Origin of the sequence: Solwaraspora sp. WMMD791 (assembly GCF_029581195.1) — a bacterium.
Lineage (GTDB): Bacteria > Actinomycetota > Actinomycetes > Mycobacteriales > Micromonosporaceae > Micromonospora_E.
Map to the genome: position 1 here is coordinate 5,562,309 of NZ_CP120737.1, position 17,755 is coordinate 5,580,063.

General features: G+C 72.5%; 21 protein-coding genes and 1 pseudogene. 14 read left to right on the top strand and 8 right to left on the bottom strand.

The genetic code is table 11. From position 1 onward, the window contains the following. Positions 1-27 precede the first annotated feature (27 nt). The gene (locus O7623_RS24930; protein ID WP_282225411.1) at positions 28-912 is read left to right on the top strand and encodes a PhzF family phenazine biosynthesis protein; all 885 of its coding nucleotides are present in this window, start codon (positions 28-30) and stop codon (positions 910-912) included. Positions 913-942: 30 nt separating this feature from the next. Here the strand turns inward: O7623_RS24930 and O7623_RS24935 are convergent, their stop codons facing one another. Continuing rightward, the gene (locus O7623_RS24935) at positions 943-1,440 is read right to left on the bottom strand and encodes a hypothetical protein (RefSeq protein ID WP_282229553.1); all 498 of its coding nucleotides are present in this window, start codon (positions 1,438-1,440) and stop codon (positions 943-945) included. Between the two features lie 129 nt (positions 1,441-1,569). Between O7623_RS24935 and O7623_RS24940 the strand changes: the two genes are divergently transcribed. Beyond that, positions 1,570-2,544: a DMT family transporter gene (locus tag O7623_RS24940; protein ID WP_282225412.1), complete on the top strand. Its 975-nt coding sequence runs from the start codon at positions 1,570-1,572 to the stop codon at positions 2,542-2,544. Between the two features lie 29 nt (positions 2,545-2,573). Then, a pseudogene (locus tag O7623_RS31415) lies at positions 2,574-2,753 on the top strand (MOSC domain-containing protein); the annotation flags it as partial. A 70-nt stretch (positions 2,754-2,823) separates the two neighbouring features. Here the strand turns inward: O7623_RS31415 and O7623_RS24945 are convergent. Then, on the bottom strand, positions 2,824-3,219 hold the full coding sequence (locus tag O7623_RS24945) for a DUF4190 domain-containing protein (RefSeq protein WP_282225413.1): 396 nt from the start codon (positions 3,217-3,219) through the stop codon (positions 2,824-2,826). A gap of 66 nt (positions 3,220-3,285) precedes the next feature. Further along, positions 3,286-3,783: a DUF4190 domain-containing protein gene (locus O7623_RS24950; protein ID WP_282225414.1), complete on the bottom strand. Its 498-nt coding sequence runs from the start codon at positions 3,781-3,783 to the stop codon at positions 3,286-3,288. A 314-nt stretch (positions 3,784-4,097) separates the two neighbouring features. Here O7623_RS24950 and O7623_RS24955 point away from each other — a divergent pair, with 314 nt between their 5' ends. Then, positions 4,098-4,892: an SDR family NAD(P)-dependent oxidoreductase gene (locus O7623_RS24955; RefSeq protein ID WP_282229554.1), complete on the top strand. Its 795-nt coding sequence runs from the start codon at positions 4,098-4,100 to the stop codon at positions 4,890-4,892. Here the strand turns inward: O7623_RS24955 and O7623_RS24960 are convergent, their stop codons facing one another. The 4 genes from O7623_RS24960 to O7623_RS24975 form a co-directional block, all read right to left on the bottom strand. Beyond that, a complete protein-coding gene (locus tag O7623_RS24960; protein WP_282225415.1) occupies positions 4,893-5,114 on the bottom strand; it encodes a DUF4190 domain-containing protein in 222 nt (73 codons plus the stop codon). Positions 5,115-5,216: 102 nt separating this feature from the next. Next, positions 5,217-5,666: a CoA-binding protein gene (locus tag O7623_RS24965; protein ID WP_282225416.1), complete on the bottom strand. Its 450-nt coding sequence runs from the start codon at positions 5,664-5,666 to the stop codon at positions 5,217-5,219. A 71-nt stretch (positions 5,667-5,737) separates the two neighbouring features. Then, on the bottom strand, positions 5,738-6,817 hold the full coding sequence (locus tag O7623_RS24970) for an Rv2578c family radical SAM protein (protein WP_348775108.1): 1,080 nt from the start codon (positions 6,815-6,817) through the stop codon (positions 5,738-5,740). 91 nt (positions 6,818-6,908) lie between these two features. After that, complete coding sequence (locus O7623_RS24975) at positions 6,909-7,940, bottom strand: LacI family DNA-binding transcriptional regulator (protein WP_282225417.1); 1,032 nt, start codon at positions 7,938-7,940, stop codon at positions 6,909-6,911. Positions 7,941-8,166: 226 nt separating this feature from the next. Between O7623_RS24975 and O7623_RS24980 the strand changes: the two genes are divergently transcribed. Both O7623_RS24980 and O7623_RS24985 read left to right on the top strand, forming a co-directional pair. Next, positions 8,167-9,339, top strand: a complete 1,173-nt coding sequence (locus O7623_RS24980; protein WP_282225418.1) for a Gfo/Idh/MocA family oxidoreductase — start codon at positions 8,167-8,169, stop codon at positions 9,337-9,339. Positions 9,340-9,430: 91 nt separating this feature from the next. After that, complete coding sequence (locus tag O7623_RS24985) at positions 9,431-10,264, top strand: sugar phosphate isomerase/epimerase family protein (protein ID WP_282229555.1); 834 nt, start codon at positions 9,431-9,433, stop codon at positions 10,262-10,264. Between the two features lie 55 nt (positions 10,265-10,319). On the opposite strand, the gene trxA is transcribed toward O7623_RS24985, so the two are convergent. Further along, positions 10,320-10,682, bottom strand: a complete 363-nt coding sequence (gene trxA / locus O7623_RS24990) for a thioredoxin (protein ID WP_282225419.1) — start codon at positions 10,680-10,682, stop codon at positions 10,320-10,322. 685 nt (positions 10,683-11,367) lie between these two features. Between trxA and O7623_RS24995 the strand changes: the two genes are divergently transcribed. From O7623_RS24995 to O7623_RS25030, 8 genes are all read left to right on the top strand, one after another. Then, positions 11,368-11,988: an RNA methyltransferase gene (locus O7623_RS24995; RefSeq protein WP_282229556.1), complete on the top strand. Its 621-nt coding sequence runs from the start codon at positions 11,368-11,370 to the stop codon at positions 11,986-11,988. Between the two features lie 173 nt (positions 11,989-12,161). Then, on the top strand, positions 12,162-12,827 hold the full coding sequence (locus O7623_RS25000) for a DUF6758 family protein (RefSeq protein ID WP_348775175.1): 666 nt from the start codon (positions 12,162-12,164) through the stop codon (positions 12,825-12,827). A 106-nt stretch (positions 12,828-12,933) separates the two neighbouring features. Continuing rightward, complete coding sequence (locus O7623_RS25005; protein ID WP_282225420.1) at positions 12,934-13,092, top strand: hypothetical protein; 159 nt, start codon at positions 12,934-12,936, stop codon at positions 13,090-13,092. Positions 13,093-13,098: 6 nt separating this feature from the next. Continuing rightward, the gene (locus O7623_RS25010; RefSeq protein WP_282225421.1) at positions 13,099-13,965 is read left to right on the top strand and encodes a PH domain-containing protein; all 867 of its coding nucleotides are present in this window, start codon (positions 13,099-13,101) and stop codon (positions 13,963-13,965) included. Between the two features lie 103 nt (positions 13,966-14,068). Then, a complete protein-coding gene (locus O7623_RS25015) occupies positions 14,069-14,740 on the top strand; it encodes a SigE family RNA polymerase sigma factor (RefSeq protein WP_282229558.1) in 672 nt (223 codons plus the stop codon). Then, positions 14,737-16,137 carry a hypothetical protein gene (locus tag O7623_RS25020; RefSeq protein ID WP_282225422.1) on the top strand — a complete coding sequence of 467 codons (1,401 nt, stop codon included), beginning with the start codon at positions 14,737-14,739 and terminating at the stop codon, positions 16,135-16,137. The genes O7623_RS25015 and O7623_RS25020 overlap by 4 nt, the downstream gene beginning before the upstream one ends. Then, positions 16,134-16,991 carry a PHP domain-containing protein gene (locus O7623_RS25025; protein WP_282225423.1) on the top strand — a complete coding sequence of 286 codons (858 nt, stop codon included), beginning with the start codon at positions 16,134-16,136 and terminating at the stop codon, positions 16,989-16,991. Before O7623_RS25020 ends, O7623_RS25025 begins: the two co-directional genes overlap by 4 nt. 54 nt (positions 16,992-17,045) lie before the next feature. Then, the gene (locus O7623_RS25030; RefSeq protein WP_282225424.1) at positions 17,046-17,660 is read left to right on the top strand and encodes a MarC family protein; all 615 of its coding nucleotides are present in this window, start codon (positions 17,046-17,048) and stop codon (positions 17,658-17,660) included. Positions 17,661-17,755 lie beyond the last annotated feature (95 nt).

Consider the following 17,755-nt stretch of genomic DNA (forward strand, 5'->3'; position numbering starts at 1 on the left):
CAGCCTACGGGCCGTAGTGTTTCTTTCATGTCCAGCCTCGGCTACGAGATCGTCGACGTCTTCACCGACCGGCCGTTCGCCGGCAATCCACTCGCCGTCGTCTTCGACGCCCAACAGCTCGCCAGCGACCAGATGCAGGCGATCGCACGGGAGTTCAACCTGTCCGAGACCGTCTTCGTGCTGCCGGCCCGGGCCGCCGAGGCGAACTACCGGGTGAGGATCTTCACACCCGAGCGGGAGCTGCCGTTCGCCGGCCACCCGAGCGTCGGGGCGGCGGCGACCGCAGGCCGGCGGGGGCTGGTGACGGCGGGCACCGTCGTGCAGGAGTGCGGTGCCGGGCTGCTGCCGATCGAACTCTCCGAAGACGGTTACGCGGCACTGCGTGGCGGTGAGCCGACCGTGGGGGCACTGCAGGATCCGGGACCGCTGCTGGCCGCCGTCGGACTCGGCCCGGCGGACCACACCGGTCCGGCGCCGCGTCGGGCCGGCTGCGGGCTGGAGTTCGACTACCTGTGCGTACGGCCGGAAGCCGTCGCCCGCGCGGTGCTCGACTCAGGCGCGGCGCAGGCCGGCGGGGTCGGGATGATCAGCGTCTTCTCCTGGAGCCCGGCGACCGGTACGGACCGTCCGGTGGTGCACAGCCGGGTGTTCTGCCCCGGCGCCGGCGTCGTGGAGGATCCGGCCACCGGCTCGGCCGCCCTTGGCCTCGGCGTGTGGGCGGTGGCGAGCGCCCTGCTGCCGGCGAACGGGCAGTCGCGGTACGTCGTCCGGCAGGGCGCGGAGATCCATCGACCATCTACCATGGACTGTACGGTGACCGCGCTGGGTGGGCGGGCCCGGGGCGCGACGGTCGCCGGCCACGTCGTGCCGGTCGCGGCCGGCCAGATCGCCGTCCCGCCGTTCGTCGGCTGAGCCACCCGGCCGAACTCCCACCTGGTCCGGTCAGCGGCGCCGGACCCGGTGCAGCCGGAACGGGCGCCGGGTGCGCCGGACGGCCGGGTTGGGCCGGGGCGGCGCGGCCAGGGCGTCGTCGGGCAGCGTCGGCCCGGCCGCGACCGGGCCGTCGGCCGGCGTGAGCCGGTACAGCCGGCACCGCGTCGCCCAGCGGCTCACCAGGTCGGCAGGGTTCTCGGCGGCGTTGAGTCGCTTCGCGGCCACCTGCGGGGCGACCGCGTCCCAGTCGGCGCTGCCCGGCTCGACCAGCGCCACCTCCGCCGGCCAGGTCACGATCCGCCCGCCGTGGTCGCCGCGGAGCGTGACCGACGCTGGTTCGCCGGTCACCAGATCGGCACCGGACTGCTCGCCGGGGCCGGTGACCAGGTACAGCGCACCGTCGACCGGATGGCACCACATCACCTGGGCCGGTCCGCCGCCCACCGCGATCCAGGCGACCGCCGCCTTACGGACCGCCTCGGCGACCAGCGGGGCGGACCCGGTCAGGTCGGCCGGAGCGGGGTCGGACCGGGCGGGGTCGGACACGGGCGACGCGGCTTCGTCCTTGGGCACCCTGCCATCGTGCCGTAAACCCGCCGACCTGTCCGCTGCCGCGATCTGTGAGGATCGTGTCCCGTGTCCTCCGGTGCCCGTAACCCCGCTCCGGCCGGCCGGGGTGAACTGCTCGCCACCGGTGCCACGGCCATCGCCGTACTGGCCGTGTCGACGTCGGCGCCGCTGATCGCGTTCGCCGCCGCGCCGGCGCTGGCGGTCGCCTTCTGGCGCAACCTGCTGGCCACCGGCGCGGTGGCCCCCTTCGTGCTGGCCCGCCGCCGCCCGGAGCTGCGGGCGCTGGCCGCGCCGATCGGCCGCCGTCAGCTCGGCTGGTGTGTCCTGGCCGGGGTCGCGCTCGCCGCGCACTTCGGCACCTGGATGCCGAGCGCCCAGCTGACCTCGGTGGCGACCGCCACCGCGCTGGTCGCCACCCAGCCGGTCTGGCAGGGCCTCATCGCGCTCGGGCAGGGTCGCCGACTGCCGCTGCTGACCTGGGTCGGGATCGCGGTGGCGGTGCTCGGCGCGACGCTCGCCACCGGAGCCGACATCGGCTTCGACGCCCGTGCCGTCGCCGGAGACCTGCTGGCACTCGCCGGTGCGATCTTCGCCGCGGTCTACACCGCGCTGGGCGAGCACGCCCGGCGGACGGTCAGCACCACCACGTACACGACGATCTGCTACGGCGTCTGCGCGGTGGTCCTACTGGTGGTCTGCCTCGCCGCCGGCGTACCGCTGACCGGTTTTCCCGGCTCCACCTGGCTCGCCGTGCTCGGCCTGGTGGTCGGGGCACAGCTGCTCGGCCACTCGATGTTCAGCTACGCCCTGCACAAGATCCCGGCGACCACGGTCAGCGTGCTGATCCTGCTGGAGGTGCCGGGCGCCGCGTTGATCGCCTGGGCCTGGCTGGGGCAGGTGCCCCGGGCGGCCGCGTTGCCCGGTCTGGGGCTGCTGCTGGTCGGTGTCGCCGTGGTCGTGCTCGGCGGCACCCGGGTCCGTACGCCTCCACCGCTGCCACCGGAGGCGGGGCCGCCGGAACACCCGCCGCCGCCGGCCTGAGCCGGACAGCATGGGTGAGGTCGACCGACGGCGGTGACGACCAGGCGGTCCACGCGTACGCCGGGAGGACCTCGACCACTGGCAGAGCGCACTCGGCCGGCCGTTGCCGGCCGGTGTCCTCGGCGAAAACCTCACCCTGGCCGGGATCGGCGTCGACGGTGCCCGGACCGGGCAGGAGTGGCCTGATCGGCGACCAGCTGCGGCTGCAGGTCAGCCCGCCCCCGTACACCGTGCGGCTCAGCCCGCCCCCGTACACCGTGCGGCGCGCATCGGCGCGGGTCAGTAGGTGGTCGTGTTGCTCACCATCACGAACACGAAGCCGAAGTAGGCCAGGAACGCCAGGGCGCCGATCACGGCGAGGGCGACCCCGATCCAGCCGATGATCACGCCGGCCTGGGCGAGCCCTTCACCCTGTTCACCGGTACGCCGGATCTCGTCGCGGGCGCGGCGGCCCAGGACGATCGACACGATGCCGATCAACGGGCAGCTGAACAGGCTGACCAGCGACACGATGAACGAGGCCAGGGCCATGGTGTTGGTCGGTCGGGGCGGGGCGTAACCGGGCCACCCGCCGGCCGGCGGGTACGGCTGACCGGGCGGGTACGGCTGACCGGGGCCGCCCGGGTGACCCGGTGTCGGCGGCTGGTCGGACTTGCCGGGATCTGAGTCGTACATCGGCTCCCTTTCACTATGGCCGGTGAACTGTGCCCACCGGCGTCACCCGGGCGGATGGCCCGTGGACTACTGGTTCTGGCTGATGCCCACGATGATCGCGACGGCGATCCCGATGGAGGCGAGCAGCGCGATCCCGAACGAGATCCAGCCGGTGATCATCCCGGCGACCGCCATCCCGTCACCTTGTTCCGGACGGCCCTGCCCGGCGGCGATGCGGATCTGCCGCCGGGCGGAGTGGCCGAGCAGCGCGCCGACGATGCCGATCAGACCGGGGACGAAGTATCCACAGAGGCCGAGGATGCCCAGGATCCCCAGCACCAGCGCCGCGATCGCCCGACCGTTGACCGGGTTGGCGGCGGCCACCGGGTACGGGTAGCCGGCCGGGTACCCGGGGGCGGCGTACGCGGCGCCCGGGGCGTACGCCTGCTGGTCCGGGTACGCCGGGTAGCCCGGAGCGACCGGCTGCCCGCTGACCTGCCCGGCCGGGTCGTAGGAGCCGTACGGCTGCTGCTGACCCTGCCAGGAGGAGTCGCTCCAGTTGCCGGGCTGCTGGGGTTGGCTCATCACCGTAGGTCTTTCTGTCGAAGGGGCCGGTCGCCCGCCGTCGAAACGGGCGGCGCCTCCGGCCGGAGCGCGGTGGCCCACTGTCGCATCGGGCTGCGCGCACAGGGTAGACGGTCGCGGCCAACGCGCGGCTCCCGCACGTCGTTGCTCCTGACGACGCCAGCGGGCAGGATCAGCGCATGGGCTTTGACGCACGTACCGTGCTCCGTTCCAGTGCACAGACCCGACCGGCCGGCCCGTCCGTGCTACCGGCACCGGGGGTCGGGCCGGACGCCACCACCCGGGTCGAGCCGGGCTCGGCCGACTCCGACGCGATGGCCGTGGCCGGCGGTCCCTGGCCGGAGCCGAGCAGCCTGCGACTGGACGGCCGGGTCGCCCTGGTCACCGGCGCTGGCAGCTCGGACGGGATCGGGTACGCCACCGCACGCCGGCTGGGTCAGCTCGGTGCCCGGGTCGCGATCGTCTCCACCACCCGTCGGATCCACGAGCGGGCCGCCGAGCTCGGCGCTACCGGTTTCGTGGCGGACCTGACCGACGAGGCCGAGGTGGGCGCCCTGGCCGACGCCGTCGCCGAGCAGCTGGGCGACGTCGAGGTCCTGGTGAACAACGCCGGACTGGCCAGCCGGGCGAGTCCGGAGGTGCTGCGCCCGGTCGCGCAGCTCAGCTTCGACGAGTGGCGGGCGGAGATCGACCGGAACCTGACCACCGCCTTCCTGTGCAGCCGGGCCTTCATCGGCGGGATGTCCGAGCGTGGCTGGGGCCGGATCGTCAACCTGGCAGCCACCGCCGGGCCGGTGAACGCCCTGCCGACCGAGGCCGGCTACGCCGCGGCCAAGGCCGGGGTGGTCGGGCTCACCCGGGCGTTGGCTATGGAGCTGGTCGCCGACGGGGTCACGGTGAACGCGGTCGCCCCCGGGACGATCTACACGGCGGCGTCGACGGTGACCGAGCTCAAGCAGGGCATCGGTACGCCGATCGGCCGTCCCGGCACCCCGGACGAGGTGGCGGCGGCGATCGCGTTCTTCTGTTCGCCGGCCGCCTCCTACATCACCGGCCAGATGCTCGTCGTGGACGGCGGTAACAGCGTCCAGGAGGCCCAGTACCGCTGATCATGGCATTCCGAGCCCGGCGCTGCGGATGGTGACGACGAGCAGGCCGCAGCAGCACAGTAGACCGACGATGGTGCCGAGGTAGCCGAGGAACAGTCCCCAGTCGGCCAGCGCCCAGCCGTCCGCACCGGTCTGCCGGATCTGGCGTCTCGCGAGGTGTCCGAGCACGATCGCGGCCGGGGCGAACACGAAGGCGCTGGCCAGGGTGAGGACCGCCAGCATGTTCAGACCCCGGCCGGGGGGCGGCGCTGGCCGGCCTGTTGGCGGCGCTGGCCGGCCTGGCGGCGGTTGGTCCGGGTCCGGTGGCACCGGTCGGCCCATGGCTCAGCCCGGTCGGTCCGGGGACGAGGTCGGGTCGGCGGCCGACCGGTCGGGTCCGGTGAGCCGGGCCCGGGCCCGTTCCACCGCGATGCAGTGGTCCTCGACGTAGTCGATTCCGGCGGCGCTGGCGATCTCCCGGGCCTGCGCCGAGGCGATTCCGCTCTGCAGCCACACGGCGGGTGCGCCGATGCGGACGGCGTCGCGTACGACGTCGATCGCGTCCGGTACGGGTCGGAACACGTTGACCAGGTCCACCGGGACCGGCAGGTCGGCCAGGCTCGGCCAGGCCCGTTCGCCGAAGATCTCGTCGACGTACGGGTTGACCGGGATCACCCGCCAGCCGTACCGGATGAGCTGCGCCGGAACGCTGTGGGCCGGTTTCGCCGGATCGCGGGACGCGCCCACCACCGCGATCGTCCGCGCGTCCGCCAGGATCTGTTGCGGGGTTCTCATCGGTCGAGCGTATGCGCGGCGGGCGGCGTGTGGTCGGCTACCGGCCGATGGACTCCTCAGCCGATGACCGCTCAGAGCAGGGCGAGCTGGCCGGGGAGTTGACGGCCGGCGGTGCCGGCGGTGCGCGGCAGGTCTGCGGTGTCGGTGCCCGCGGGTTGGCGGGCGGCACCGGGGCCGGCCGGAGCGAGTCCGTGCCGGCGGGCGGCGATCCGCACCCGGGCGACGATCTCCCGCTGGTAGGACTGCGGCAGGTAGGCGCCGGATCGGAACAGCGCGCGGTAGCGGGCGACCAGGTGGGGATGGGTGCGGCCGAGCCAGGCGGCGTACCACTCGCGGGCCCCGGGCCGCAGGTGCAGGGGCAGCGGGGTGACGCTGACCGCCCCGGCACGGGCGATCGCGGCGACGGTCGTGTCGATCGACTCGGTGTCGTCGGTCAGGCCGGGCAGGATCGGTGCCATCAGGACGCTGACGTCGAACCCGGCGTCGGTCAGCGTGCGGACGGTTGCCAGCCGCCGGGCGGGGCTGGGCGTACCGGACTCGACAGCCCGCCACAGCGGCTCGTCGACGAAGCCCACTGAGACGGCCAGACTGACCCGGGCCACCTGCGCGGCCCGGCGCAGCAGCGGCAGATCCCGCAGGATCAGCGTCCCCTTGGTGAGGATCGAGAACGGGTTGGCCGCCTCGTGCAGCGCGCCGATGATCTCCGGCATGAGCCGGTAGCGCCCTTCGGCGCGCTGGTAGCAGTCGACGTTGGTGCCCATCGCGATGGGCTGGCCCGCCCAGCCCGGTGCGGCCAGCTCGCGGCGGAGCAACTCGGCGGCGTTGACCTTGACCACGATCTTGCTGTCGAAATCCAGCCCGGCGTCGAGGTCGAGGTAGGTGTGGGTGTTGCGGGCGAAGCAGTACGTGCAGGCGTGGCTGCACCCACGGTACGGGTTGACCGTCCACTCGAACGGCACGCGGGACCCACTGCGCACCCGGTTGATGATCGACTTGGCGTGGATCTCGTAGAACGTCATGCCGGCGAAGCCGGGGGTGTCGAAGGTGCGCGGGACGGCCTCGGGCAGCGCCAGCGGCAGGGGTGGAGCCGCTGGCGCTGCCCCGGGTGGGCCTGCCCCGTCGGGGGGAGCCGACAAGGTGTCCCAACGCATGCGGTCCATTCGAACACACGTACGATCGGCTGGCAAGTGCGACGCGCGGGTCGGTCCGGTCGACGACCGACGGTGCGTACGCCCGCCGGCGTCAGTCGACCGCCGGCGGCGGTGGCCCCGCGCTGTCGCGACGCACCAGCTCGGCGCCGACCTCCTCGATCACGGCCGCGCGCGGGTGGCCGGATGCCTGCAGCGCCATCGTCATCGCCCGGGCACCCATCTCGGCCAGCGGCAGCCGTACGGTGGTCAACGCCGGAGTCACGTCGCGGGCGACCGGCATGTCGTCGAAGCCGACCACGCTGAACTGCTCCGGTACCGCGATGCCGCGCGAGCGCAGCAGCGCCAGGACGCCGATGGCCATCGAGTCGTTGAGCGCGGCGATCGCGGTGAGACCGGGCTCGGCGTCGAGCAGGCCGGCGGCGGCCGCCGCGCCGCTCGCGCGGTCGAAATCGGCGTACGCGATCCGCCGGGCGGGTAGCTTCTGGCCGTGTTCCCGGGCGGCCCGGCGCAGCCCGGTGAGCCGGTCGGTGGTCGTGGTCAGCACCTTCGGGCCGGCGACCACCCCGAAGTGGGTGTGTCCGAGCGAGTAGAGCTCGGCACCGAGCAGGTAGCCACCCATCTCGTTGTCCGGCACCACCGCGTCCCCGGCGTGGGAGTGCCGGCCGATCACCGCGACCCGGCCGCCGGTGCGTTCGTAGACCCGCAGCTTGCTCTCCAGCAGGGCGGTGAACGTCTCGTCGTGGTAGCCGGAGCCGGCCAGGACGATCGCCGCCGCCTGGTGGGCGCGGAGCAGTTCGACGTACTGCAGTTCCTTGTCCGGGTCGCGGTAGCTGTTGCAGATGATGACCAGCCGGCCGTGCTCGGTGGCCACCCGCTGCAGACCCCGGGTGATCTCGGCGAAGTACGGGTCGGAGACGTCGTGGACGATGACACCGACCGCGCTACGGTGTGCCCGGGCCAGCGACTGGGCGTGCGCGTTCGGCACGTACTGCAGCTCCTCGACGGCGGCGAGGACCCGTTCGCGCAGCGCCTCGGTCACCGGCTTGCTGCTGCCGTTGATGATCCGTGACGCGGTGGCCGGTGACACGCCGGCGCGTTTCGCGACGTCCGCGAGCGTGGCCACGATCCGCTCCTCTCCCGGACTCCCCGCGTGACCCGGTCGGGCGCTGCGCGGGATGCGGGCGCAGCAGCTCGCGGGCGGTCCGGAAACGTTGTCGCTGAGGATAGCGTGGCGCGGCTGCGGTCGGCCGGAAAGCCCTTGCCGTGGGATGAGCGGAACCAGTAACGTACGCGGGAAAGCGCTTACCTGTCCTGGTTCGCGCCGTCCCGATCAGTCAAGGAGGCGAGGCATGGCCCGTACCACCATCGGGATCGTCCTCAACGGCGTCACCGGCCGGATGGGCTACCGGCAGCATCTGGTCCGGTCCCTGCTCGCGATCCGTGACCAGGGTGGACTGCCGCTGGCCGACGGCACCCGGCTCTGGCCCGAACTGGTGCTGGTCGGACGCAACGAGAACAAGCTCCGCGAGCTGGCGGACCGGCACGGGCTGACCGACTGGACCACCGATCTGGCCGCCGCGCTGGCCCGACCGGACACCCAGATCTACTTCGACGCGCAGGTCACCGCGGCCCGCGAGAAGGCCCTGCGGTTGGCGATCGACGCCGGCAAGCACATCTACACCGAGAAACCGACCGCCGAGGACCTGGCCGGCGCGGTGGATCTCGCTCGGCTGGCCGACGCCGCCGGCATCAAACACGGTGTGGTCCAGGACAAGCTTTTCCTGCCGGGCCTGCGCAAGCTGGACCGGCTGGTCAAGGGCGGCTTCTTCGGCCGGATCCTGTCGGTGCGCGGCGAGTTCGGCTACTGGGTGTTCGAGGGCGACTGGCAGCCCGCTCAGCGCCCGTCCTGGAACTACCGGGCGGCCGACGGCGGCGGCATCACTGTGGACATGTTCCCACACTGGCACTACGTACTGGAACAGATATTCGGCCGGGTGCGGTCGGTGACCGCGCACGTCGCGACGCACATCGACCGCCGCTGGGACGAGGCGGGCGCGCCGTACGACGCCACCGCGGACGACGCGGCGTACGGCATCTTCGAAATCGACCGGCCCGGCCCCGACGGCGGCCGGGTCGTCGCCCAGATCAACTCCTCCTGGGCGGTCCGGGTGTACCGCGACGAGCTGGTGGAGTTCCAGGTGGACGGCACCGAGGGCAGCGCGGTCGCGGGTCTGCGGCACTGCCGCGTCCAGCACCGGTCGACCACTCCCAAGCCGGTGTGGAACCCGGACCTGCCGGCGACCGAGCAGTTCCGCGACCAGTGGCAGCCGGTGCCGGACAACGAGGAGTTCGACAACGGGTTCAAGGCCCAGTGGGAGCTGTTCCTACGGCACGTCGTCGAGGACACCCCGTACAGCTGGGACCTGTGGGCCGGGGCGCGCGGGGTGCAACTGGCCGAACTGGGCCTGCGGTCGGCACGGGAGGGCCGTCGGATCGACATCCCGGAGCTGACCGGTGAGTGACCCTTCGCCCGGCGCCGGACACCCGTCGGGCACCGTCGTGGCGGCGCCGGCACGGTTCGCGCTCAACGCCGCCACCACGAAGTTCTGGCCGATGGAGGAGATGGTGGCCGGCTGCGTCGCGGCCGGCGTCCGGGGGGTCGGGCTGTGGCGGGAGGAGACCGCAGCCTACGGCCTGAGCCGGACCGCCGCACTGGTGCGCGGCGCGGGCCTGGCGGTGACCTCGCTGTGCCGCGGCGGCTTCTTCGCCGCCGACGACTGGTACGACGACAACCGGCGCGCCATCGACGAGGCGGCCGCGCTCGGGGCACCGGTGCTGGTCCTGGTCTCGGGCGGACTGCCCGCGGCCGGTGCCGGGCCGTCGGCCGGTCGGCCCGACCGGGACCTCGACGGTGCCCGGTCGTGGGTCGGCGAGGCGATCGGCCGGCTGGTGCCGCACGCGCTCGACGCCGGGGTACGCCTGGCGATCGAACCGCTGCATCCGATGTTCTGCGCGGACCGGTGTGTCGTGTCCACGCTCGGCCAGGCGTTGGACCTGGCAGAGCCCTATCCCGCGGCAGCGGTCGGCGTCGTGGTGGACACGTACCACCTGTGGTGGGACGACCAGGTGTGGGCACAGATCGCCCGGGCGGGCCGGGCGCAGCGGATCGCCTGCTTCCAACTGGCGGACTGGATCACTCCGTTGCCGGCCGGGGTCCTGCTGGGCAGAGGGCTGCCCGGCACCGGCTGTATCGCGCTCGACCGGTTCGTCGCGGCGGTCGACGCGGCCGGGTTCACCGGGCCGGTCGAGGTCGAGGTCTTCCACGAGGAGGTCTGGGCACGACCCGGTGCCGACGTACTGGCCGAGGCCGTCGCGGGTTGCCGCGCGCTGCTCGAATCGTCGGCCCGCCACATCGACGCCGTGGTCGGCGCGGCCGGCACGAGCTGACCGGCGGGGGTCCGGTCCCGGACCGGGACCGGACCCCCGCCGAACGGCCGGCCCGTCAGTGCTGGTGCGAGGCGAGCTTCTGCCGGACGTCGTCCATGTCCAGCGCCCGCACCTGCTCGATCAGCGACTCCAGCGCGGACTCCGGCAACGCGCCGGGCTGCGCGAAGACGACGACCCCGTCGCGGATCGCCATGATGGTCGGGATCGACCGGATGTCGAACTTCGCGGCGAGCTCCTGCTGTGCCTCGGTGTCGACCTTGCCGAAGGTGATGTCGGTGTGCTTGCCTGCGGCCCGCTCGTACACCGGGGCGAACCGCACACAGGGCCCGCACCAGCTGGCCCAGAAGTCGACCAGGACGATGCCGTCGCCGGAGGTCACCTCGTCGAAGTTGTGGGTGGTCAGCTCAACGGTCGCCATCGATGTCTCCGATCGCCAGATTTGGGGCGGTGACGCCCCGGGTCTACCGGGGCAAACGACTCCGGGGTCAGTGGCATTCCCGATCGCCGGGCGCGGAAACCCGGCGCGCGACGAGGGCCGGACCGCGCCGGAGCGGTCGCGAAACCCGATCCAGGATTGCCGAAAAACGCATCCGGTGCGGCTACCGAAAGTGATGGGAGCGTTTCCAGCTGTTTTTGCAGGTGGCGGCGTTTCGTGCCCCGTTCTGTCGGGGTGACATGGGCAAACGATCGATGCCGTGACCGCAGAAGTTGACGGCGGTAATTACTCTTCGTAACATAACAAAAGCATAACTGTGACCTCCGTCTCGGTCCCCGCTCTTCCCGGGCGGTGGTGGGTCCGGCAGAATCTCTAGCTATCAGAGCGTGGACGGCGGGTGCCGGGGAGGGCCCCGCCGTTCATTGCGTCCAGGGTCGGAAAACTCCGGTAACGTCCGGGCCGCAGCGCCCGGTCGGACTGCCACAGGATCAGGTCTGCCGCACTGGTGTCCCGGCCGCCCGAGAGGCCTCCGTACGCTCTGCAGAGCGTGGAACGACAGCAGAGCACGCCACCCGTCGACGGCCCGTCGACGGAACCTTCCCGCGCCGTACCGCCGACCACCGACCCGGTCGGGGCCGAAGTCGGCGCGGACGCCCCCGTCGTCGGGGTGGGTCCCTGGCCGGGTGAGTGGCCGACCGACCCGCGCTACGACCCGGAGCTGCTCGCCGCCGGCGACCGACGCAACGTCGTCGACCGCTACCGGTACTGGCGCCGGGAGGCGGTGGTCGCCGACCTCGACCGCCGCCGGCACGAGTTCCACGTCGCGATCGAGAACTGGCAGCACGATCTCAACATCGGCACGGTGGTGCGCAACGCCAACGCCTTTCTCGCCGCCGAGGTGCACATCGTCGGGCGCCGGCGCTGGAACCGGCGCGGTGCCATGGTCACCGACCGCTACCAGCACGTCCGGCATCACCCGGACATCGGTGACCTGCTGGACTGGGCCGCGCAGGCCGGGCTGGCAGTGATCGGCATCGACAACCTCGCCGGTTCACGGCCGCTGGAGACCGTGCAACTGCCGCGGCGCTGCGTGCTGCTGTTCGGCCAGGAGGGGCCGGGGCTGTCCGAGGCCGCCCGCGCCGGCTGTGACCTGCTGTACTCCATCGCCCAGTACGGCTCCACCCGGTCGATCAACGCGGGAGTGGCCAGCGGGATCGCGATGCACGCCTGGATCCGGGCACACGCCGGCCCGCCACCGGATCCGGTGACCGGCGAGCGGTCCGGGTGAGTGCGGGTGGCCTGGGTGAGGGGCGGGTGGGCCTGGGTGAGTGTGGGCGCAAGTGCGTCCGGTCCCGTCCCGCGCGGGACGCCCGGCCCGCCGCAGAGGGAAAGAATGACCGAAAAAGCCGGTTCGCTTGACGGGTGAGCGGCCGGACGCGCAACGTAGGTGGCGTGGGCGTGATGGTGAGTTGTCCCCGGTGCGGCGGTGCGGTGCGGCCGCCCGACCTGATGCACACCGAGTCCCGTTGTGACAGCTGCGGGCCGGTGCCACCGTTGCATGTCGCCGAGCACATCGGACCCGACATCGTGGCGAGCGCGGTGAGCCGGCTGCTCGCCGACGTCGCCGCCCCACCCGGGCCGGTGCCGATGTGGGCCGTCTGGCCGCTGCTGCCGGGGTGGACGCTGACCGGGGTCGGCTGGGTCGGCGAGCAGCGCGGCACCGTCCGGGCCACGGTCACCGCGTTCAGCGGGCCGGCGCCGGTCTCCGGCGGACCCGCCGACCTGGTGCTCGTCGCGGAGGAGCCCGGCGTCGGGCTCGGTACCCGGTTCGCGGGTCTGCCCGGGCCCGATCCCGGTGACTCGCTGGCCGACGTGCTCGGCAGTGGTGCTCCGCACGCCAAGATCCGGGCCGACGGCCACCCGACTCCGCTGTGGTCGGTCGAGGCCGAGCCGGGCCGCTGCGCCTACGCGGGTGAGGCCAGAGGACTGTGGCTGTACGCGGTGACCTGGCCGGCCGACGCGGGCTACCTGCTTGCCGAGGACATCGTGCTGCGCGATCTGTCCGAGGAGGTCCCACCAGGGATGATGTACGGGGCGCCGTCGCCGTACCTGCACGGGAAAGCGTGAACACCTTTTCCCACGATCAACTACACCACCACGGGACGAAGGACTGATATTCTAGTATCGCCGGGACGAGGGTCGCGGCGCGCCACACGGAGGGGGATGGCCCGCAATGGTCAAGAAGGTCCTCACCTGGGGCGGAATCGCGTTCTTGATTTTCTTCGTCGCGTTCCGGCCAGATTCGGCGGCCGACGTGTTCAAGTCGGTGGGTGGCGGCATCGTCGAGGTCGCGCAGGGTTTCGGCGACTTCTTCACCAGCCTCGTGGCCTAGTCGCCCATGGGCAACCCCTCCGAGCCCCCTGACGCCGATGACGACGCCGCCCGACGGCGCCGCCAACGTGACACCGAACCGATTCCGCGCGTTCGCCCAGAGGACGGCCCGCACTTCGGTGCCGGGCCGTCCTACAGCGACGGTCCGTCGTACTCCGACGGTCCGTCCTACTCCGCTGACGCTGGGTACGGCGGCGGCACCCGGCGGGTGCACGACGAACCCATCATCAGTTACTCACCGCCTGACATCTCCGCCGACGAGATCGCCGGCCTGCAGGCCGACGCCTCCGGCATGCCGGTGCAGCCGCGTCGGGTCCTGCCCTTGGAGGACGAGCCGACCCCGCTGGTCGCGCGGTACCTCTTCCCGACCGAGCGCTACCGCGGCGAGTGGAAGCGACACTGGATCCATCTGCTGACGCCGCTGCTGGTCGGCGTGGTGGCTACCTTCGTGCTCGGCTACCTCTCCGGGTTCCTCGCCGGTCAGGACGTCGGCGGCCTGACCACCGTCGCGGTGCTGATCTGGCTCGGCGTGCTCGGCTGGGTCGGCTGGAAGATCGCCGACTGGTGGTTCGACCGCTTCATCCTGACCAACAAGCGGGTGATGGTCGTCAACGGCATCATCACCCGCAACGTGGCGATGATGCCCTTGCTGCGGGTCACCGACATGAAGTACGAGCAGTCACCGCTCGGTCGGTTCCTCAACTACGGCACGTTCATCCTCGAGTCCGCCGGTCAGGAGCAGGCCCTGCGCGAGGTCAAGAACCTGCCCAACCCGAACGAGCTCTACCTGCGGGTCGTCGAGGAAATGTACGAGCCGCAGGCTGTCGAGGCACGGCTGAGCAAGGAAGAGGCAGCTGCCAAGGACGACGGCTGACAGCCATCGCTGCTGTCGGGCGACGTGGCGTGCCCGCCGAAGCTGGCCCGGCCGGCGTACCGTAACGAGGGACGGGAGGCAGCCGGTGACGTCCAGAGACTCGATGGAGGAAGACTTCCGCGAGTTCGTCGCGTCCCGGTCCGGCGCACTGCTGCGCACCGCGTACCTGCTCGCCGGCGACTGGGCCACGGCGGAGGATCTGCTGCAGACCGCGCTGACCAAGACCTACCTGGCCTGGAAACGCCTCGGCCACATCGAAGCCGTCGAGCCGTACACGCGGCGGGTGCTCGTCAACACCGCCACCAGTTGGTGGCGTCGACGCTGGCACGGTGAACGTCCGACGGAGATACTGCCCGAGCAGGCCGGACCGGATCCGATTCAGGAACAGCTCGACCGCGACGTCCTCTGGCGACACGTCAAGGCCCTGCCGGCCCGCCAACGCGCGGTGCTGGTACTGCGGTTCTACGAGGACCTGTCCGAGGCCCAGACCGCCGCGCTGTTGAACATCTCACCTGGCACGGTGAAGAGCCAGACCTCCCGGGCGCTCGGCACGCTGCGCAAGAAGTTGATCGCCCAAGGGTACGACCCGGCGCCTCAGCTCGCCTCCGCCACCCGCCGGCAGCCCATCGCCGGCCCACCGGTCGCCGGCCCGGCGGTCGAGTCGGCGGTGGCCGGCACGGCCGTCCCCGCGCAGTCCACCTCGGTGACCGCCACCGTGCCCGGCGGCATCATGCCGATCGGCCCGTACGCCAGCAAGCTGGTGGCAAAACGGTGACTGGTCCGACGACGCCGCCCAGCCCGGGCAGGTTCCCACCGGTCGGCGCCAGCGGCCCGATCCGCGACAACCTGCGCGCCGTACGGCCGCGTCCACCTGGCGTGACCACCGACGACCTCGAGCAGGCGCTGCGACGCTGCCTCGCCGATCACGCGGCGGACCGACCGGGTGCCACGGTCGCCGTGGACACCGTCGACGTGGCCGACTGGGCGATCCGGCGGGCCCGCCGTCACCGTCGAGCACGGGCCGGCGGGGCGGCGGCGTTCGGCGTCTGCCTGCTGGCCGCCGCCAGCGTCGCCTCAGGCCAGGTGCTGCCACCGTCGGGCGGGACACCGACGCTGCTCGCCGAGCCGGCGGCACCGGCGCCACCGACGCAGACCGTCAGTCCCGCACCGGCGGCAGCCGCGCCGCTGCCGTTGCATGGCGACCTGCGCCGGCAGCCACTCGCCGCGGCGCCGCCCCTGCCGGTGGACCTGGTGGTCGCCGGTGAGCTGCACACCACCGACGGCCGGCAGGTCGATCTCGATCCGATCGAGGCCGTCGCGCAGGCCAGCCGGATGTCCGACGGCTGGTTGGTGGTCGGTGCCGCGCCCGACGACGACCCCGCCGGGGTGTGGTTCGTGACACCGGACGCCCCGCCGAAGCCGGTGCTCGCCGACGTCGACGCGGTCGCGGTCGACCCGGCCGGCTCCCGGATCGCCTGGCGACACGGCGCGCAGCTGGCCGTCGCGTCGCTGGTCAGCGGAGAACTGACCGACACCACCACCAGCAAGGCGCCGGAGCCGGTCCGGCCGGTCGGCTTCGCCGGCGACGCCGTACTGCTGGCCCGTGACGGTGACGGTGACGGCCGGGCGCTCGGCGTCTGGCTGCCCGGTCAGGGCGGACTCCCGCGCTGGACCGACTCCGCGAGCGCCGTGTACGGGGCGCTGCCCGACGGGCGTACGGTGGTCGCGCAGGTCAGCGACGGTGGCGGCCGGTCCTGCCTGGCATTGCTGGACGTCGTCCGCGAGTTCGTCACCACCCGGACCGCCTGCGCGCTGCCGCTGACCGGCGACGGCCGGGGAGCCGTCTCCGCCGACGGCCGGTGGCTGGTCGCCAACGGCGTGGCGGACGCCCGCTCGGCCAGCGAGTCGGAGCTGGCGATGCTGGTCGACCTGGAGAAAGTCTTCGACGATCAGGTAGGTTCGGTCCGCGAGGCCGGCCAGCGGCTGACCGGAGCGACCGTCTGGGCCGACCAGGTCACCGTGGTGCACGCCGCCGGAGTCGATCAGGTCGTGCGGATCAACGTGGACCGGATCAGCAACGAGCAGGAGGGCGCGGTGGAGCAGGTCGACGTGCCGCTCTCGGCGGCCGGCACCGTGCCGGTGCTGGTCGCGGGATCCCCGGACCGACGATGACCGTTGGCACCGGGATCGACCTGCACGCGCATTCGAACGCCAGCGACGGCACCGACACCCCGGCGGAGCTGGTCCGGGCCGCCGCCGACGCGGGCCTGGTCGTGGTGGCACTGACCGACCACGACACCACCGCCGGCTGGGCCACGGCTGCCGCGGCCCGACCGACCGGGTTGACCCTGATCCGCGGTGCCGAGATCTCCTGCCGGTGGCACGGGGCGCAGCCGGCTGTCTCCCTGCATCTGCTCGGCTACCTGTTCGACCCGACCTACCCGCCGCTGGCCGACGAACTCGACCGGGTGCGCGCCGCGCGGACGGTACGCGGCGAACGCATCGTCGACCTGCTGCGCGCCGACGGCGTCGACATCACCTGGGACGAGGTGCTCGGCTACGCCGCCGGCGGCACCGTCGGTCGGCCGCACATCGCCCAGGCGTTGATCCGGGCCGGCCTGGTCGCCAGCACCGACGAGGCGTTCCGGCCGCAGTGGCTCGGCCAGCGGTACCGGTTGCCAAAGGACGACCTCGACGTCTTCACCGCCGTACGGCTGGTGCAGGAAGCCGGCGGGGTCACGGTCTTCGCCCATCCGTTGGCGAACCGTCGGGGCCGCACGGTGCCGGACAGCATGATCGTCGAACTGGCGGCGGCCGGGCTGACCGGTCTGGAGGTCGACCACGTCGACCACGACCCGGCCGAGCGGGCCCATGGCCGGCGACTCGCCGACGACCTGGGGCTGGTCGCGACCGGTTCGTCCGACTACCACGGCAGCCACAAGACGGTCGGGTTGGGCGCGAACACGACCAGCGTCGCCGGGTACGAGCAGCTGATCGCCAAGGCGCACGGCGTACCGCCGCTGTAGACCCGGACCCGGTCTGACCGGGACCGCCGATCCCGCGGCCACTAGGTTGGGCGGGTGGACGTCAAGCTGTTCGGCGAGGTCTTCGTGACCCTGCTGGTGATCACCGACCCGCCCGGCATGGTGCCGATCTTCCTCGCGCTCACCGGGGCGCTGCCGATCCGGGAACGCCGTCGGGCCGCCTGGCAGGCGGTGGCGCTGGCCCTCGGGGTGATCGTGGTGTTCGCGGTCGCCGGCCAGACCCTGCTCGCGTACCTGCACATCGACCTGCCGGCGTTGCAGGCCGCCGGTGGGCTGCTGCTGATCCTGGTGGCGCTGGAACTGCTCACCGGCAAGGCCGACGACCCCGGGCAGCAGTCGACGTCGAACATCGCGCTGGTCCCGCTCGGCACGCCGCTGCTGGCCGGGCCGGGGGCGATCGTGGCGACGATGCTGTTCGTGCAGCGGGCCGAGGCGACCGCCGACTACGTGGCGATCGCGGTCGGCATCGTCGCGGTGATGGTGGTGGTCTGGCTGACGCTGCACTTCTCCGGGCTCATCGTCAAGGTGCTGCGGCCCGGTGGCATCGAGGTGCTGACCCGCATCGCCGGCCTGCTGCTCGCCGCGATCGCGGTCCAGTTGATCGCCGACGCGGTGGCGGCCTTCGTCCGCTCCTATGTGGCCGGCGGCTGACCTGCGGCCGCGCCGCTGATTCTCGCCCGGACCGGTCGGTCCCTCAGCGGCGCGGCGGCCCTCGGCCGCCCTCCGGTGAGCGTGCCGTGGCAGGA

Excerpts from the sequence above, each read along its gene's own strand:
- O7623_RS24930 (WP_282225411.1), top strand. The coding sequence starts at position 28 with ATGTCCAGCCTCGGCTACGAGATCGTCGACGTCTTCACCGACCGGCCG.
- O7623_RS24945 (WP_282225413.1), bottom strand. The coding sequence starts at position 3,219 with ATGTACGACTCAGATCCCGGCAAGTCCGACCAGCCGCCGACACCGGGT.
- O7623_RS24950 (WP_282225414.1), bottom strand. The coding sequence starts at position 3,783 with ATGAGCCAACCCCAGCAGCCCGGCAACTGGAGCGACTCCTCCTGGCAG.
- O7623_RS24955 (WP_282229554.1), top strand. The coding sequence starts at position 4,098 with ATGGCCGTGGCCGGCGGTCCCTGGCCGGAGCCGAGCAGCCTGCGACTG.
- O7623_RS24960 (WP_282225415.1), bottom strand. The coding sequence starts at position 5,114 with ATGCTGGCGGTCCTCACCCTGGCCAGCGCCTTCGTGTTCGCCCCGGCC.
- O7623_RS24965 (WP_282225416.1), bottom strand. The coding sequence starts at position 5,666 with ATGAGAACCCCGCAACAGATCCTGGCGGACGCGCGGACGATCGCGGTG.
- O7623_RS24970 (WP_348775108.1), bottom strand. The coding sequence starts at position 6,817 with ATGCGTTGGGACACCTTGTCGGCTCCCCCCGACGGGGCAGGCCCACCC.
- O7623_RS24980 (WP_282225418.1), top strand. The coding sequence starts at position 8,167 with ATGGCCCGTACCACCATCGGGATCGTCCTCAACGGCGTCACCGGCCGG.
- O7623_RS24985 (WP_282229555.1), top strand. The coding sequence starts at position 9,431 with ATGGAGGAGATGGTGGCCGGCTGCGTCGCGGCCGGCGTCCGGGGGGTC.
- trxA (WP_282225419.1), bottom strand. The coding sequence starts at position 10,682 with ATGGCGACCGTTGAGCTGACCACCCACAACTTCGACGAGGTGACCTCC.
- O7623_RS25000 (WP_348775175.1), top strand. The coding sequence starts at position 12,162 with ATGGTGAGTTGTCCCCGGTGCGGCGGTGCGGTGCGGCCGCCCGACCTG.
- O7623_RS25005 (WP_282225420.1), top strand. The coding sequence starts at position 12,934 with ATGGTCAAGAAGGTCCTCACCTGGGGCGGAATCGCGTTCTTGATTTTC.
- O7623_RS25010 (WP_282225421.1), top strand. The coding sequence starts at position 13,099 with ATGGGCAACCCCTCCGAGCCCCCTGACGCCGATGACGACGCCGCCCGA.
- O7623_RS25015 (WP_282229558.1), top strand. The coding sequence starts at position 14,069 with ATGGAGGAAGACTTCCGCGAGTTCGTCGCGTCCCGGTCCGGCGCACTG.
- O7623_RS25025 (WP_282225423.1), top strand. The coding sequence starts at position 16,134 with ATGACCGTTGGCACCGGGATCGACCTGCACGCGCATTCGAACGCCAGC.